Source organism: Streptomyces solicavernae, from assembly GCF_029968095.1.
In the GTDB taxonomy this organism is placed as follows: Bacteria; Actinomycetota; Actinomycetes; order Streptomycetales; family Streptomycetaceae; genus Streptomyces; species Streptomyces solicavernae.
In genome coordinates, this window is the sequence record NZ_JASCIR010000009.1 from 36290 (window position 1) to 50822 (window position 14533).

A 14533-nucleotide genomic window follows, 5' to 3' on the forward strand; every position below is an offset into this window, starting at 1 on the left:
GCGAGCCGAACCCGACCTGTGAGAATCAGGACCATGGAAAGCAGCAGCACGCGGCGCCAAGCCACCCGGGCCAAGCTCTACGAAGCGGCCGTCACGCTCATCGCCGAGAAGGGCTTCTCCGCGACCACGGTCGACGAGATCGCGGAGCGGGCCGGGGTGGCCAAGGGCACGGTCTACTACAACTTCGCCAGCAAGGCCGAGCTCTTCGAGGAGCTGCTGCGGCACGGCGTGGGCCTGCTCACCGCCTCGCTCCGGGACGCCGCCGAGCGCGCCGCCGCGGAGGGTGGCAGCAAGGTGGACGCCCTGGACCGCATGATCCGCGCGGGGCTCGTCTTCATCGACACCTATCCGGCGTTCACGCAGCTGTACGTCGCCGAACTGTGGCGCACCAACAGGGCCTGGCAGTCCACCTTGATGGTGGTCAGGCAGCAGGCCGTCGCGGTGGTCGAGGACGTACTGCGGGAAGGCGTCGAGAACGGTGAGCTGAGCTCGGAGATCGACGTCCCGCTCACCGCGGCGGCACTGGTGGGCATGGTCCTGGTCGCCGCCCTGGACTGGCAGGCGTTCCAGCCGGAGCGGACGATCGACGACGTCCACTCGGCGCTGTCCCGCCTCCTCCAGGGCAGGGTCAGCGGCACGCGCGCGTAGCGAGGGTTTCGCAGCGAAATCCCGCAGCGAAATCCCGCACACGCGCGGACGCCGAACGCGAAATCCGGCGCACGCGCGGACACACGAAAGCGTCGGCTCCGTGAGGCTCGATCCCCCCGAGCCTCACGGAGCCGACGCGCCCCCCGTGTCGTCCCCCGTGCCCTCCCCCGTTCACGTCCGGGGTGCCGCGCCGTTCCGCCGCCCCGTGTCGGCGGTGCCGGCGCTGCGCCCCTTCCGTGCCCCCTACTCTTCCGTCTGCGCAGGCCGGGGCCCATCCGCGCAACTACTCATCTCGACGCCTGAGTACGGATACTCAGACCTGAGTGCTCGTCCCCAACTCGCGGAGCGCCGCACTGGTTACGATCGCGTCCGTGTCCGTACTCCCCCTCGTCTTCACGAGCGGCTGGGCCAGCGGCATCAACGCCTACGCGGTGGTGCTCCTGCTCGGCGTCTTCGGTGCGACCGGCCTGACCGACGACGTGCCCGAGGCGCTGCAGCGCACCGACGTGCTGTGCGTCGCCGGCGTGCTCTTCCTCTGCGAGGCGGTGGCCGACAAGATCCCGTACGTCGACTCGGCCTGGGACGCGGTGCACACCGTGATCCGGCCGGTGTCCGGCGCCGTGGTCGGGGCCCTGCTCGCGGGCCAGAGCGGCTCGCTCAGCGATCTGGCGGCGGGAGCGGTCGGCGGCTCGACCGCGCTGGCGAGCCATTGCGTGAAGGCCGGCACGCGCATGGCGATCAACACCTCCCCCGAGCCCGCCAGCAACTTCATGGTCAGCGTGGCCGAGGACCTGGGCGTAGGCGGTCTCGTCTCGTTCGCGATGTTCCATCCGGAGGCGGCCGCGATCACCGCGGCGGCGCTGCTGCTCATCGGCCTTGTCCTGCTGATCTTCATCGCCCACCGGATCCGCCGCTTCCTGCGCCGCAGGGCCCAGCTCCGCGAGGAGAAGCGCCTCGTGGAACGCATGGGCGCACCACCCGGCTGACCCCGCCGAGGGCCGCGCCTCCGGCGGCCGGGCGTTGTCAGTGGCGGCCGCTAAAGTCCCTGGCATGGCACGGATTGCGGTGATCGGCGCCGGCATGGGCGCGATGGCGGCCGCTGCCCGGCTGGCCGTGGCAGGCCACCGGGTGGCGGTGTTCGAGCGGACCGAGACGTACGGCGGCGGGGTCCGCCGCTTCGCGCGCGACGGTTTCGCGTTCGACACGGGCCCCGGCCTGCTCCCGCTCCCCGCGGTCTACCGCGACCTGTTCGTGAAGACCGGCAAGCAGCCCCTGGAGGAGTGCGTCGAGCTCGTCCAGGTCGACCCGGCCGTGCGGCACGTCTTCGCGGACGGCACGTCCGTCGCGCTGCCGAACGTCTCCCGCGCGGGCGTAGTCGAGGCGCTGGACGCGGCGTTCGGCGCCCCGGCAGGCGAGCGCTGGGGCGCGTTCCTCAACCGCGCGCGCGACACCTGGGACCGCTGCCGCCGCCCCCTCCTGGAGGAGCCGTTGTGGCCGAACTGGGAGGTGCTCGCCGAGCGCGATCCGTACCCCGCGGTGCGCAGGAGCGGACTGCTGCGGCGCAGACCGCCCACCTTCGCCGAGGTGACCCGCCGCGAGCTCGCAGAGCCGCATCTGGTCGCCCTGGTCGAGAGCTCCCTCCTGGCCCACGGCCTCGACCCGCGTACGACTCCGGCGAGCGCGGCCGTCCTGCCGTACCTGGAGCAGGCCTTCGGCACCTGGTATGTCCGCGGTGGCATAAGGGAGTTGGCGCGCGCGGTGTACGAACGGTGCCGCGCGCGGAGGGTGGAGTTCAGCTTCGGCGCGGAGGTCGTCTCGGTCGTCGAGAAGGACGGCCGCGCGGCGGGCGTGGAGCTGGCCGACGGCACCCGCGTCGAGGCGGACCACGTGGTGGCGGGCATCGACCCGCTGCGGCTGCAGCAGCTGACCGCCCACCGCCTCCAGGCCGAAGGGGATGTGCAGCCGGCCGAGGGCGCGGAGCGCAGCGGCGCCCGCTTCACGGTCCTGCTCGCGCTGCGCGGCGCCCGGGAGGCCGGTGCGGTGCACCGCACGGTGGTGCACCCGGCCGGCCGCAAGGCCGAATTGGACGCCCTGGCCTCCGGCCCGGCCGCCGGGGTGCGGCCGACGGTCACGGTGCTGCGCCCGGGCGACCCGGCGCTGACGCCCGACGCCGAGCACGAGTCAGTGGTGCTCTCCGCGGTGGCCCCGTCGCGGCAGGTCCTCGCCGACCCGGCCGGGACGCAGGCGTACGCGGACCAGTTGGTGTCGGCCGCCGAGTCGGCGATACCGGGTCTGCGGGAGCGGATCATCTGGCGCGAGCTGCCGGACGGCCCGCCCGCGAGCGCCGCGCCCCCCGCCCTCGCAGGCGCCGGCGAGCGGTTCCTGTACCCGTCCAACGCGACGCGGCTGGCGGGGCTCCACCTGGTCGGCGGCTCGGCCCACCCCGGCGGCGGACTGCCGCACTCCGGAATGTCCGGGGCGCTGGTCGCCGGCCTGATCGTCGAAGGGCCGGAGTTCCGCGGCTCTCAGTGAGCGATGCGGAACTTTGGCCCTGCGGAGCCGAGTTGACGGCCACGCGCCGCCGACGGCCGCGGCGGCCCGGTGCTCAGTAGCGGTACGGCTGCTGCTGCTCGCCGTAACCCGTGTCGTAGCCGCCCTGGCCCTGGTACGGGTAGGGCTGCTCGGGCGGCAGGTCGGCGCCGCCCTGCAGCTCGTCGCCGGTGCGCTGCTGCGGCACCCAGACACCGCCGGGCGGGGTGTCGGACGGATAGGCCGCCGCGTACGGGTCCTGGTAGGCGGGGTCGTAACCCGCCTGCCCCTGCTGGCCGCCGTAGGTGTCGTACTCGGCGTAGCCGCTCTGGCTGCCGATGTACGGGTCCGAGTAGGCCGCGTACTGCTGCTGGTTGCCGTAGGCGTAGCTCTGCTGGTCGTGCTGGTCGTGCTGGTCGTGCTGGTCGTGCTGGTCGTGCTGGTCGTGCTGGTTGTAGCCACCCGTGCCGTACGCGTCGTAGCCGAAGCCGGCCGCGCCCCCGCCGGCCGGGGCCGCGGCGGGCGGGGGTGGGAAGGCCGAGTCCTGGTAGACGCCGTACTGCCCGGTCTCGTCCGGGAGCGGCTCCGGGTTGTACACCGGGGACTGCTGCGGCGGTTCCGGAGCCTGGGCGTCCGGCGGCCCGGGCGGGAAGTCCTGGAGCGGGGCGGCGGCGAAGGGCTGGGGCTCGTCCGGGGCGGCGGCGAAGGGCTGGGCCTGGTCCGGGGCGGCGGCGAAGGGCTGGGTCGCGTCCGGGGCGGCGGCGAACGGCTGGTTCCGGTCCGAGGCGTACGCCGGGTCGTACTCCAGGTCCGAGACCTCCAGGGTCGGGTCCTGGGCGTCGAGGCCCTCGGTCTTGCGGCGGCGGCTCGCGCCGGGGCTGCCGCCGATCGCCCAGCCCGTGGAGAAGCCGCGGCGGAACGAGAGCGTCACATAGGTCTGACCGACGGCGAACGTGGCGGCGCCGGCCCCGATGACCCAGATCGACGGCAGCAGCACGCCGACGACCACGCCGAGGAAGCCGACGAAGGCGAGCAGCCGCCAGCGCAGCCGCGCCTTGTACTGCAGCAGCACTTCGCCCAACAACCACAGCGCGACGATTCCGAACGCGATGTAGAGGACCGTCCAGCCCATGTACGTCCCTCTCCTGCGGCCGCCCGCCCCGCCCCGGTTCGGGCAGGGCCACGGCCTTGAGTTTCAGGCCTGCTGTGGGTCGTGCAGGCCCAGGTTCTCGTAGATCTCCAGCGTCGCCGCGGAGTTGTTCATGGTGATGAAGTGCAGACCTGGCACTCCCTCGGACAGCAGCCGAGCGCTGAACTCCGTCGCGAACTCGATGCCAATGGAGCGTACAGCCGCCGGATCGTCCTGCGCCGCGAGGATGCGCTCTTTCACATCCTCCGGGAAGACCGCGTTGCTGAGTTCGGCGAACCGGGTCAGCTGCTTGACGTTCGTGACCGGCACGATCTCCGGAATGATCGGGGTCTCGCAACCCGCGGCCGCGACCCGGTCGCGCAGGCGCAGGTACGCGTCCGCGTCGAAGAACATCTGTGTGATGGCGTAGTCGGCGCCCGCGCGGCACTTGTCGACGAAGTGCCGGACGTCGGCGTCCCAGTCGTCGGAGCGCGGGTGCATCTCCGGGAACGCCGCGACGCCCACACAGAAGTTGCCCGAACTCTTGATCAGTTGCACCAGTTCGGCGGCGTAGGTGAGGCCCTGCGGATGCGCGACCCAGTCGCCCATCGGGTCGCCGGGCGGGTCGCCGCGGACCGCGAGGATGTTCCTGATCCCCGCGTCCGCGTACTGCCCGATGATGTTGCGCAGCTCGGCGATGGAGTGGTTGACCGCGGTGAGGTGGGCGACCGGGGTGAGCGTGGTGTCGGCGACGATCTGCTGCGCGCCCTTCACGGTGCCCGCCCGGGTGGAACCGCCCGCTCCGTAGGTCACGGAGATGAAGTCGGGAGCCATCGCCTCGACCCGGCGCAGGGAGTTCCACAGGTTCCGCTCGCCCTTGGGGGATTTCGGGGCGAAGAACTCGAAGGAGTACGTGGTCTTGCCGGTCGCGAGCATGTCGCGCACGGTGCGTGCGCGGTCCGTCCGGGTGGAAGCAGTGCCTAGGGCCATACCTGGCAGGTTACTCAGGGGTTCTCGGCACCCCAACCAGACCAGGGGAATATGTCCGCAATAGCCGTTTGCCGTCCACCCTTCGGACACTTGTGTGCCTGTTTCGGCCATGGCGCATCACCGTCAGCCACGCCCTCAGCGCGCGGCCTCAGCGCGCGCCCGCAGTCCGCGGCCTCAGTCCGTGGCAGCCCGTGGTCTCAGCCGGCGGCCTCGCGCAGTCTGCTCGCGAAGTGGGCTGCGGCGGCGCCCGGGTCGTCGGCCTCGGTGAGCGCGCGTACGACGACGACGCGGCGGGCGCCTGCTTCGAGGATCTCGTCCAGGTTCCCGGCGTCGATCCCGCCGATCGCGAACCAGGGGCGCTCGGTGCCGAGCCCAGCCGTGTACCGCACGAGGTCGAGGCCGGGTGCGTACCGGCCGGGCTTGGTGGGGGTGGGCCAGCAGGGGCCGGTGCAGAAGTAGTCCACGCCGGGCTGGACGGCGGCCGCGGCGGCCTCGGACTCGGCGTGCGTGGAGCGGCCGATGAGCGGCTCCTCGCCGATGACGGCCCGCGCCGCGGGCACCGGCAGGTCGCCCTGGCCGAGGTGCAGGACGTCGGCCCCGATGGCGTGGGCGACGTCCGCCCGGTCGTTCACCGCGAGCAGCTTGCCGTGCCGCTTGCAGGCGTCGGCGAAGACCTGGAGGTGCTCCAGCTCCTCGCCGGCCTCCATGCCCTTGTCGCGCAGCTGGACGATGTCGACGCCGCCGGCGAGCACCGCGTCCAGGAACGCGGGCAGGTCGCCCTGGGCCTTGCGGGCGTCGGTGCAGAGGTACAGCCGGGCGTCGGCGAGGGCCTCGCGGGGTGCGCGGGACATGGAAGGACTCCCCCCGTTCTGGTGGCGTACGGGCCAGGGCGGGTGCCGTGGCCCGTACGCCGTCGGTTGTCGGATCGGGCGACGAGCGCCCGGGTTCGGTGCAGGCGGCGGGTGCCTGCGTTCGGTTCAGGCGGCCTGCGCCCGGGTTCGAATCAGACGGCGAGCGCCTGGGCGCGGCGCTTCACTTCCGTGCCGCGATTCTCGCTCAGGGCCTGGGCCGGGGTGCCCGGCAGGGTCGGGTCGGGGGTGAAGAGCCACTCCAGCATCTCTTCGTCGTTGAAGCCGTCGTCCCGCAGGAGCGTCAGGGTGCCAGTGAGGCCCTTGACGACCTTGTCCTCGTCGATGAAGGCGGCGGGCACGTGCAGCGCCCTGTTCTCGCCGCGGCGCACGGCGATCAGCTGGCCTTCCTTGACGAGCTGCCGGACGCGTGTCACCTCGACGCCGAGGAGCTCGGCGATCTCGGGGAGGTTGAGCCAGGCAGGGACGAGAGCATCGGTCTTTGCGTCAATCTCGGTCACAGGCACAAGCGTGCCATCCCCCACTGACAGTCGGTACCCGGCGCCGCCGACACGTCCCCCCACAGCCGCCCGACCAGGCGCGACCGCCTCACCCCGGCCCGGAACAGGCCCGCCTCACCCCGGCCAGGAACAGGCCAGCCTCACCCCCCGGCCCGGAACACCCCGCGGCCCCGGATCCGCCCGGGACCGCGACCGCCTCGCCAGACCCTCCGTCAGACCTTCGCCGACTTGAGCGGAACGGCAGGATCCGCGACCAGCTCAGCGTCCAGAGCAGCCCCGGACTCGATCAGCTTGCGCCCCTGCGCGAGGTCCCGGGGCCGCCCGACCGCGAGCAGCCCGACCAGGGCGCCCTCCCGCAGCCAGCACACCGACCAGGCCGGACCGTCCGGGTCCCCGCGCCACACCGTGCGGTCGGCCCCGCTGTGGTCGCCCGCGTACTGCACGAAGCGGCCGAACTGCTCGGACCAGAAGTAGGGCACCGGGTCGTACGCCGTGGGCTCGGCGCCGACGATGTGCGACGCGACCGTGCGTGGGCCCTGCAGGGCGTTGTCCCAGTGGTGCACGAGGAGGCGGCGGCCGTACCGGGCCGAGGGGAAGGAGGCGCAGTCGCCGACCGCGTACACGTCGGGGGCCGAGGTGCGCAGGAAGGCGTCCGCGACCACCGCGCCGTCGGGTCCGGTCTCGATGCCGGAGCCGGCCAGCCAGCGGGTGGCGGGGCGGGCGCCGATGCCGACGACGACGGCGCCGGCGGGCAGCCGGGTGCCGTCGTCGAGGACGACGACGCCCGGTTCGACGCCTTGCACGCGCGCGTGCGTACGGAGTTCGGCGCCCGCGTCGGCGTACCAGCGGGCCATGGGGGCGGCGACCTCGGCGGGCAGGGCGCCGGCGAGCGGGCCCTCGGCGGCCTCGACGACGGTGACCCGGCAGCCCGCGTCACGCGCGGCGGTGGTGAACTCGGCGCCGATCCAGCCCGCGCCGACGACCACGACGGCATGCTGCTCGGCGAGGACCGGACGCAGTCGCTCCGCGTCGTCGAGGGTGCGCAGGAGGTGCACGCCGGGCACCCCTTCGGCGCCGGGCAGCCGGACGGGCTCGGCTCCGGTGGCGACGACCAGGGTGTCGTAGCCGATCGGGCCACGCACGGCGTCCAGTTCGTGGTCGGCGGGGCGCAGCCCGGTGATCTCCTCGCCGAGCCGCAGCTCCACGCCGAGCGCCTCGAAGTCGACGTCGAAGGCGGAGCCCTCGGCCTTGCCGAGCAGAACGGCCTTGGACAGCGGCGGCCGGTCGTACGGCTGGTGGGGCTCGGCCCCGATCAGCGTGACGGAACCGGTGAAGCCCTGTTCGCGCAGGGCCACGGCGGTCTGTACGCCGGCCATGCCCGCGCCGACGATCACCACGCGGTGCTGCTCCTGGGGGCGCTCGCCCGGCTGGGGGTCGCTCTGCCTCTGCTGCTCGCTCACCCGATCACCTTAAACAGGTGACGATCAGTCAGGTAGCGGTCCGGCGAAGCTCGCGGCGTGACCTGCTGCACACCGGGCCCGACCGCGCGCGTGCCCGAAACCACACCGCGCGTGTGCCCGAAGCTGCACCGCGCGTGTCGCCGAAACGCCACGAAGCTGCACCGCGCGTGAGGCCGAAACGCCACCGAAGCTCCACCGCGCGTGTGGCCGAAACGCCACCGAAGCTCCACCGCGCGTGTGCCGAACCCCACCGCGCGTGCACCCTCCCCCGTCGGCCTCCTGCAGGCCCCGCTCGTCGGCACCCTTCAACCGGGCGCGGGCCGCGAGCTAGGGTGGCGGGAGTAACCACTCGCGGGAGCCCGGACGCACCGGGCTGAGAGGGAGGCTCAGCGCCTCCGACCGTACGAACCTGATCCGGGTCATGCCGGCGAAGGGAGGGGCTGGACGCCCATGCATCCACGCACCGTGCATCCCAGCACCACGCATCCAGGCACCGCACATGCACGCAGCACGCATCCACGCACACCCGCATCCGATGTGCTCGTCCTCGGCGGCGGCATCATCGGCCTGGTCACGGCCTGGCGGGCGGCGCAGCGGGGGCTGCGCACCGCGGTAGTCGACCCCGAGCCCGGCGGCGGCGCGGCGCAGGTCGCCGCGGGCATGCTCGCGGCCGTCACCGAACTCCACTACGGCGAGCAGACACTCCTCGCCCTCAACCTCGCCTCCGCCCGCCGTTACCCCGGCTTCGCCGCCGAGCTGCGGGAGGCGAGCGGCCTGGAACTCGGCTACCGCGCGTGTGGCACCCTCGCCGTCGCGCTCGACGCCGACGACCGGGCGCACCTGCGCGAACTGCACGCCCTGCAGCGGGAGTCGGGCCTCGAATCCGAGTGGCTCTCGGGGCGCGAGTGCCGGCGGCTCGAACCGATGCTCGCGCCGGGCGTGCGCGGGGGCCTGCGGGTCGACGGGGACCACCAGATCGACCCGCGCCGTCTGGCCGCCGCCCTGGTCACGGCCTGCGAGCGGGCCGGGGTGACGTTCCACCGGCAGTGGGCGCAGCGGCTGACGGTGGCGGGTGAGCGGGCGCGCGGCGCCGTCCTCGCCGACGGCACGGCGCTCGCCTCCGACCAGGTGGTGCTCGCCGCGGGCAGTCTCAGCGGACAGCTGGAGGGAGTGCCCCCGGAGGTCGTACCACCGGTCCGCCCGGTCAAGGGCCAGGTGCTCCGCCTGACCGTGCCGAAGGCGTACGCCCCGTTCCTGAGCCGGACGGTGCGCGCGGTCGTCCGCGGCGGCGCCGTGTACCTGGTGCCGCGCGTCGACGGCGAGCTGGTCCTCGGCGCCACCAGCGAGGACCTGGGCTGGGACACCACGGTCACCGCGGGCGGGGTGTACGAGCTGCTGCGGGACGCGCACGAGCTGGTGCCCGGCATCACCGAGCTGCCGCTCACCGAGACCCGCGCGGGCCTGCGCCCCGGCTCCCCCGACAACGCGCCGCTGCTCGGCCCGAGCGGCCTGCCCGGCCTGCACCTGGCCACCGGCCACTACCGCAACGGCGTGCTGCTCACCCCGGTCACCGGCGACGCGATGGCGCATGTCCTGACCACCGGCGAACTGCCCGAAGCGGTACGCCCGTTCACGCCGCAGCGCTTCGGCGCACGCGAGGAGCTGACCGTATGAGCGCCGACAGCACGGGCACGGACCGTACGAGCACCGCGACCCGGGTGTCCGTGAACGGAGAGGAGCGGTCCGTCTGCCCCGGCACCACCCTCGGCGCCCTGGTGGCGACCGTCAGCGCCGCCCCCTCGGGGGTGGCCGCCGCCGTCAACGAAACCGTCGTCCCGCGCGGTGAGTGGCCGCGCACCGCACTGGCCGAAGGGGATCGCGTGGAGATCCTCACCGCCGTCCAAGGAGGCTGAACCATGGCAGACGACCCCCTGGTCATCGGCGGTACGAGCTACTCGTCGCGGCTCATCATGGGCACCGGCGGCGCGCCCAGCCTGGACGTGCTCGAACGGTCCCTGATGGCGTCCGGCACCGAGCTGACCACCGTCGCGATGCGCCGCGTCGACCCGAACGTGAAGGGCTCGGTGCTCTCCGTCCTGGACCGGCTCGGCATCCAGGTGCTGCCCAACACCGCGGGCTGTTTCACCGCGGGCGAGGCCGTCCTGACCGCCCGCCTGGCCCGCGAGGCGCTGGGTACGGACCTGGTCAAGCTGGAGGTCATCGCGGACGAGCGCACCCTGCTGCCCGACCCGATCGAGACCCTGGAGGCGGCCGAGACGCTGGTCGACGACGGCTTCACGGTGCTGCCGTACACCAACGACGACCCGGTGCTCGCGCGCAAGCTGCAGGACGTGGGCTGCGCGGCGATCATGCCGCTCGGCTCCCCCATCGGCTCCGGGCTCGGCATCCGCAACCCGCACAACTTCCAGCTGATCGCCGAGCACGCGCGTGTGCCGGTGATTCTGGACGCGGGCGCGGGTACGGCGTCGGACGCGGCGCTCGCCATGGAGCTGGGCTGCTCGGCGGTGATGCTGGCCTCGGCCGTCACGCGCGCGCAGGAGCCCGTGCTGATGGCGGAGGCGATGCGGCACGCGGTCGAGGCGGGCCGGCTCGCGCACCGCGCGGGACGCATTCCGCGCCGCCACTTCGCGGAGGCGTCCTCACCCACCGAGGGAATGGCCCGACTCGACCCGGAACGTCCGGCCTTCTGACGCTTCGTCCCACGGGCAGTCCCGTCACCACGGAAATCCGCGGGTCACAGCTGCGCTGCAGTCGCACCCCGGTTTTCCACAGGCGTGCGGGGCTGTCCGTGCTCACTCGTAGACTCTTCGCGTGGACACGACCCTTCAGGACCCTTCCCCAGCCTTCGGCCGGGGAGACCCCATGGTCGGGCAGGTGCTCGACGACCGCTACCGCATCGACGCGCGCGTGGCGGTCGGAGGGATGGCCACGGTCTACCGGGCCGTGGACACCCGCCTCGACCGCGTGCTCGCGCTCAAGGTGATGCACCCGACGCTGGCCGCCGACGTGACGTTCGTGGAGCGCTTCATCCGCGAGGCCAAGTCGGTCGCCCGCCTCTCGCACCCCAATGTGGTGGGGGTCTACGACCAGGGCACGGACGGGGCGTACGTCTACCTGGCGATGGAGTACGTGGCGGGCTGCACCCTGCGGGACGTGCTGCGCGAGCGGGGCGCCCTGCAGCCGCGGGCCGCGCTCGACATCCTGGAGCCGGTTCTGGCCGCGCTGGGCGCCGCACACCGCGCGGGCTTCGTGCACCGTGACATGAAGCCGGAGAACGTCCTGATAGGGGACGACGGCCGGGTCAAGGTCGCCGACTTCGGCCTCGTACGCGCGGTGGACACGGTCACCAACACCACCGGCGCCGTCCTCGGCACCGTCTCGTACCTCGCGCCCGAGCAGATAGAGAACGGCACGGCGGACCCCCGGGTCGACGTCTACGCCTGCGGTGTCGTGCTCTACGAAATGCTCACCGGCGCCAAGCCGCACACCGGCGACTCCCCCGCCCAGGTCCTCTACCGCCACCTGCACGAGGACGTGCCCCCGCCCTCGGCCACCGTCCCCGGCCTGCCCGTGGACCTGGACGAGCTGACCGCCGCGGCCACGGCCCGCAACCCCGACGTACGCCCGCATGACGCGGTGGCGCTGCTCTCACAGACCCGGCAGGCGCGCGCGGCGCTGACCGACGAGCAGCTGGACGCGCTGCCGCCGGGCGCCCTGGCGGAGGCGCACGACAACGCCGACGACCGCACCAGCGTGATCCCCCGCGCCCTCGGCACGGTCCCGAGCCCCCTCCCCGCCGAGCAGCAGCAGCTGCCGGACCCGGCGGCCGGCGGCGACGAGGACCGCCTGAACCGCACCAGCCGCCTGGAGGTGCCGCCGCCCACCGAGCCCACGCGCGCCTCCGTCGGCGGCCCCGGCAACCGGCGCCGGCCGAGCCGCGCGGTGCTCGCCCTGCTCGCCGCGCTGCTCACCCTCGGGGTCGGGGCGGGCGTCTGGTACATCAACGTGGGCCAGTTCACGCGCGTACCGCCGCTGCTCACCAAGACCGAGGCGCAGGCGCGCAAGGCGCTCGCGGACGCCGGTCTGGACGTGCGCGAGATCGAGCGGAAGTACAGCGCGAACGACAAGCGCGGCACGGTCATGGACACCGACCCCAAGGCGGGCAGCCAGATCCGGGACACCGGGCGGGTGACCCTGACGATCTCGCTCGGCCCGCGCATCGTCACGGTGCCCGACCTGAAGGGCACGCCGCTGGAGAAGGCCAAGAACGACCTGCGGGACCGCGGCCTCGAACCGGGCATGGTGACCCGGCAGTTCAGCGACGAGGTCGAGCGGGGCGCCGTGATCAGCTCGGACCCGGCGGTCGGCAAGAAGGTCAAGCCCGGTACGGGGGTGGCGCTCACCGTCAGCAAGGGCAGCCCGGTCGACGTCCCGGACGTCGTCGGGGACGCCCTTGAGGACGCCCGCGCCGAGCTCCGGGAGGCGGGCCTGAAGGCGGAGGTCGCACCGGAGCGGGTCTTCTCCGAGGAGGACAAGGGCACGATCGCGGTGCAGCGCCCGGGCGAGGGCGCCCAGCTGGCGCACGGCGACACGGTGAGGCTGACGGTCTCCAAGGGCCCGGACCTCGTCGAGGTCCCGGACGTGAGCGGCCTGAGCAAGGACGAGGCCAAGGCGAAGCTGGAGGCGGCGGGCTTCAAGGTGAACGTCCAGCGCTGGTTCGTCGGCGACACGGTCTGGGACCAGGCGCCGGGCGCGGGCGAGGAGGCCCCGCGGGGCAGTGAGGTCACCATCCGGACGCGCTGAGGGGGCGCGTCCCGGGCCGTGCCACCCTGGTCGCGTGAGCAGCAGCATCGGCGCCGACAGCAAGATCGGCAACAACGGCAAGATCGGCAGCAACAGACCCCGCAACCCGGTCGGCGGGCACGTCCCGGTGGCCGGCGGCCTCGCCAAGGTCGGCCTGTCGTACGCCCGTGAGATGGGCGCCGAGACCGTCCAGGTCTTCGTGGCCAACCCGCGCGGGTGGGCCACCCCGGTCGGCAACCCGCAGCAGGACGAGGAGTTCCGCGCGGCCTGCGCCGAGGAGGGCATTCCGGCGTACGTACACGCCCCGTACCTGATCAACTTCGGCTCGCACACCGAGGCCACCGCGGAGAAGTCGGTCGAGTCGATGCGGCACTCGCTGCGCCGCGGCCGGGAGATCGGCGCGCTCGGCGTGGTCGTCCACACCGGCTCGGCGACCGGCGGCCGGGACCGCTCGGTCGCGCTCAAGCAGGTACGCGAGACCCTGCTGCCGCTGCTCGACGAGCTGACGCACGACGACGACCCGTTCCTGCTCCTGGAGTCCACCGCCGGGCAGGGCGCCTCGCTGTGCGCCCGCACCTGGGACTTCGGGCCGTACTTCGAAGCCCTGGACGCCCACCCGAAGCTCGGCGTCTGCCTGGACACCTGCCACATCTACGCGGCGGGCCACGACCTGGCCGGGCCGAGCGGCATGCACCAGACCCTCGACCTGCTCGTGGACACGGTCGGCGAGGGCCGCCTGAAGCTGATCCACGCCAACGACTCCAAGGACGTGGTCGGCGCACACAAGGACCGGCACGCGAACATCGGCGCCGGGCACATCGGCGAGGACCCGTTCCGCGCACTGTTCAGCCACCCGGCGACCGCCGGCGTACCGCTGGTCATCGAGACCCCGGGCGGCAAGGAGGGGCACGCGGCGGACGTGGCGCGGCTGAAGGAGCTGAGGGACCGGTAGGCCCGCGCGCTTCGCTTGAGGAATACCCCAGGGGGGTATACGGTTCTTGTCAGTGGCAGGAGCCGCTACCTGACTTTGGGGGCTACTCATGGAGCACGAGACCCACTCCGAGCGCCGGGAGCACGAGGCGCACCACCACGGCCACGCACCCCACGCACCCCACGAGCACCACGAGCACCACGGCGGCGGGGTCAGCTGGGCCATGGCCGCCAAGGCGACGCTGCACTGCCTCACCGGGTGCGCCATCGGAGAAGTGCTCGGCATGATCATCGGCACCGCACTCGGCTGGGGCACCGCGCCGACGATGGCCCTCGCGATCGTCCTGGCCTTCTTCTTCGGGTACTCGCTGACGCTCTGGGCGGTCGTCCGGGCGGGCGTCGGGCTGCGTACCGCGATCGGGGTGGCGCTGGCCGCGGACACCCTCTCGATCACGGTGATGGAGATCGTCGACAACGGCGTGCTGCTGCTCGTGCCCGGCGCCATGGAGGCGCACCTGTCGGACGCGCTGTTCTGGGGCGCGCTCGCCTTTGCGTTCGCGATCGCATTCCTCGTCACCACTCCGGTGAACAAGTGGATGATCGGCCGCGGCAAGGGCCACGCGGTGGTGCACCAGTACCACCACTGAGCGGCAT

14 protein-coding genes and 1 riboswitch are annotated in these 14533 nt (G+C 73.1%); of the genes, 9 read left to right on the forward strand and 5 right to left on the reverse strand.

Annotated features, from left to right (window positions below):
* The first annotated feature begins 33 nt into the window (after positions 1-33).
* The 3 genes from QIS99_RS13135 (at position 34) to QIS99_RS13145 (ending at position 3180) form a co-directional block, all read left to right on the forward strand.
* Positions 34-648 carry a TetR/AcrR family transcriptional regulator gene (locus QIS99_RS13135; protein WP_282513424.1) on the forward strand — a complete coding sequence of 205 codons (615 nt, stop codon included), beginning with the start codon at positions 34-36 and terminating at the stop codon, positions 646-648.
* 371 nt (positions 649-1019) lie between these two features.
* A complete protein-coding gene (locus QIS99_RS13140; RefSeq protein WP_282513425.1) occupies positions 1020-1634 on the forward strand; it encodes a DUF4126 domain-containing protein in 615 nt (204 codons plus the stop codon).
* Positions 1635-1698: 64 nt separating this feature from the next.
* The gene (locus tag QIS99_RS13145; RefSeq protein ID WP_282513426.1) at positions 1699-3180 is read left to right on the forward strand and encodes a phytoene desaturase family protein; all 1482 of its coding nucleotides are present in this window, start codon (positions 1699-1701) and stop codon (positions 3178-3180) included.
* A 73-nt stretch (positions 3181-3253) separates the two neighbouring features.
* On the opposite strand, the gene QIS99_RS13150 is transcribed toward QIS99_RS13145, so the two are convergent.
* The 5 genes from QIS99_RS13150 to QIS99_RS13170 form a co-directional block, all read right to left on the reverse strand.
* A complete protein-coding gene (locus QIS99_RS13150; RefSeq protein ID WP_282513427.1) occupies positions 3254-4309 on the reverse strand; it encodes a hypothetical protein in 1056 nt (351 codons plus the stop codon).
* 63 nt (positions 4310-4372) lie between these two features.
* A complete protein-coding gene (metF, locus tag QIS99_RS13155; protein WP_282513428.1) occupies positions 4373-5296 on the reverse strand; it encodes a methylenetetrahydrofolate reductase [NAD(P)H] in 924 nt (307 codons plus the stop codon).
* 197 nt (positions 5297-5493) lie between these two features.
* Positions 5494-6147 (reverse strand): thiamine phosphate synthase, encoded by a 654-nt coding sequence (gene thiE, locus QIS99_RS13160; RefSeq protein WP_282513429.1) that lies wholly within the window; start codon positions 6145-6147, stop codon positions 5494-5496.
* 152 nt (positions 6148-6299) lie between these two features.
* A complete protein-coding gene (locus tag QIS99_RS13165; RefSeq protein ID WP_282513430.1) occupies positions 6300-6665 on the reverse strand; it encodes an Rv2175c family DNA-binding protein in 366 nt (121 codons plus the stop codon).
* A gap of 212 nt (positions 6666-6877) precedes the next feature.
* Positions 6878-8041, reverse strand: coding sequence for an NAD(P)/FAD-dependent oxidoreductase (locus QIS99_RS13170; RefSeq protein WP_282513594.1), 1164 nt, complete (start codon positions 8039-8041; stop codon positions 6878-6880).
* Between the two features lie 425 nt (positions 8042-8466).
* Positions 8467-8578: riboswitch (TPP riboswitch) on the forward strand.
* On the opposite strand from QIS99_RS13170, the gene thiO reads away from it, so the two are divergent.
* The 6 genes from thiO (at position 8576) to QIS99_RS13200 (ending at position 14526) form a co-directional block, all read left to right on the forward strand.
* On the forward strand, positions 8576-9799 hold the full coding sequence (gene thiO, locus QIS99_RS13175) for a glycine oxidase ThiO (RefSeq protein ID WP_282513431.1): 1224 nt from the start codon (positions 8576-8578) through the stop codon (positions 9797-9799). Its footprint overlaps the riboswitch before it by 3 nt.
* The gene (gene thiS, locus QIS99_RS13180) at positions 9796-10038 is read left to right on the forward strand and encodes a sulfur carrier protein ThiS (protein WP_282513432.1); all 243 of its coding nucleotides are present in this window, start codon (positions 9796-9798) and stop codon (positions 10036-10038) included. The genes thiO and thiS overlap by 4 nt, the downstream gene beginning before the upstream one ends.
* 3 nt (positions 10039-10041) lie before the next feature.
* Positions 10042-10836, forward strand: coding sequence for a thiazole synthase (locus QIS99_RS13185; RefSeq protein ID WP_282513433.1), 795 nt, complete (start codon positions 10042-10044; stop codon positions 10834-10836).
* Between the two features lie 121 nt (positions 10837-10957).
* Positions 10958-12949 carry a Stk1 family PASTA domain-containing Ser/Thr kinase gene (gene pknB, locus QIS99_RS13190; protein ID WP_408909549.1) on the forward strand — a complete coding sequence of 664 codons (1992 nt, stop codon included), beginning with the start codon at positions 10958-10960 and terminating at the stop codon, positions 12947-12949.
* 64 nt (positions 12950-13013) lie between these two features.
* The gene (locus QIS99_RS13195; RefSeq protein WP_408909555.1) at positions 13014-13901 is read left to right on the forward strand and encodes a deoxyribonuclease IV; all 888 of its coding nucleotides are present in this window, start codon (positions 13014-13016) and stop codon (positions 13899-13901) included.
* An 88-nt stretch (positions 13902-13989) separates the two neighbouring features.
* Positions 13990-14526 (forward strand): DUF4396 domain-containing protein, encoded by a 537-nt coding sequence (locus QIS99_RS13200; protein WP_282513434.1) that lies wholly within the window; start codon positions 13990-13992, stop codon positions 14524-14526.
* Positions 14527-14533: the final 7 nt, after the last annotated feature.

What these genes read in the sequence shown, in the direction of transcription:
- QIS99_RS13135 (WP_282513424.1), top strand. Translation starts at nt 34, where the DNA reads ATGGAAAGCAGCAGCACGCGGCGCCAAGCCACCCGGGCCAAGCTCTAC.
- QIS99_RS13145 (WP_282513426.1), top strand. Translation starts at nt 1,699, where the DNA reads ATGGCACGGATTGCGGTGATCGGCGCCGGCATGGGCGCGATGGCGGCC.
- QIS99_RS13150 (WP_282513427.1), bottom strand. Translation starts at nt 4,309, where the DNA reads ATGGGCTGGACGGTCCTCTACATCGCGTTCGGAATCGTCGCGCTGTGG.
- metF (WP_282513428.1), bottom strand. Translation starts at nt 5,296, where the DNA reads ATGGCCCTAGGCACTGCTTCCACCCGGACGGACCGCGCACGCACCGTG.
- thiE (WP_282513429.1), bottom strand. Translation starts at nt 6,147, where the DNA reads ATGTCCCGCGCACCCCGCGAGGCCCTCGCCGACGCCCGGCTGTACCTC.
- QIS99_RS13170 (WP_282513594.1), bottom strand. Translation starts at nt 8,041, where the DNA reads ATGGCCGGCGTACAGACCGCCGTGGCCCTGCGCGAACAGGGCTTCACC.
- thiO (WP_282513431.1), top strand. Translation starts at nt 8,576, where the DNA reads ATGCATCCACGCACCGTGCATCCCAGCACCACGCATCCAGGCACCGCA.
- thiS (WP_282513432.1), top strand. Translation starts at nt 9,796, where the DNA reads ATGAGCGCCGACAGCACGGGCACGGACCGTACGAGCACCGCGACCCGG.
- QIS99_RS13185 (WP_282513433.1), top strand. Translation starts at nt 10,042, where the DNA reads ATGGCAGACGACCCCCTGGTCATCGGCGGTACGAGCTACTCGTCGCGG.
- QIS99_RS13200 (WP_282513434.1), top strand. Translation starts at nt 13,990, where the DNA reads ATGGAGCACGAGACCCACTCCGAGCGCCGGGAGCACGAGGCGCACCAC.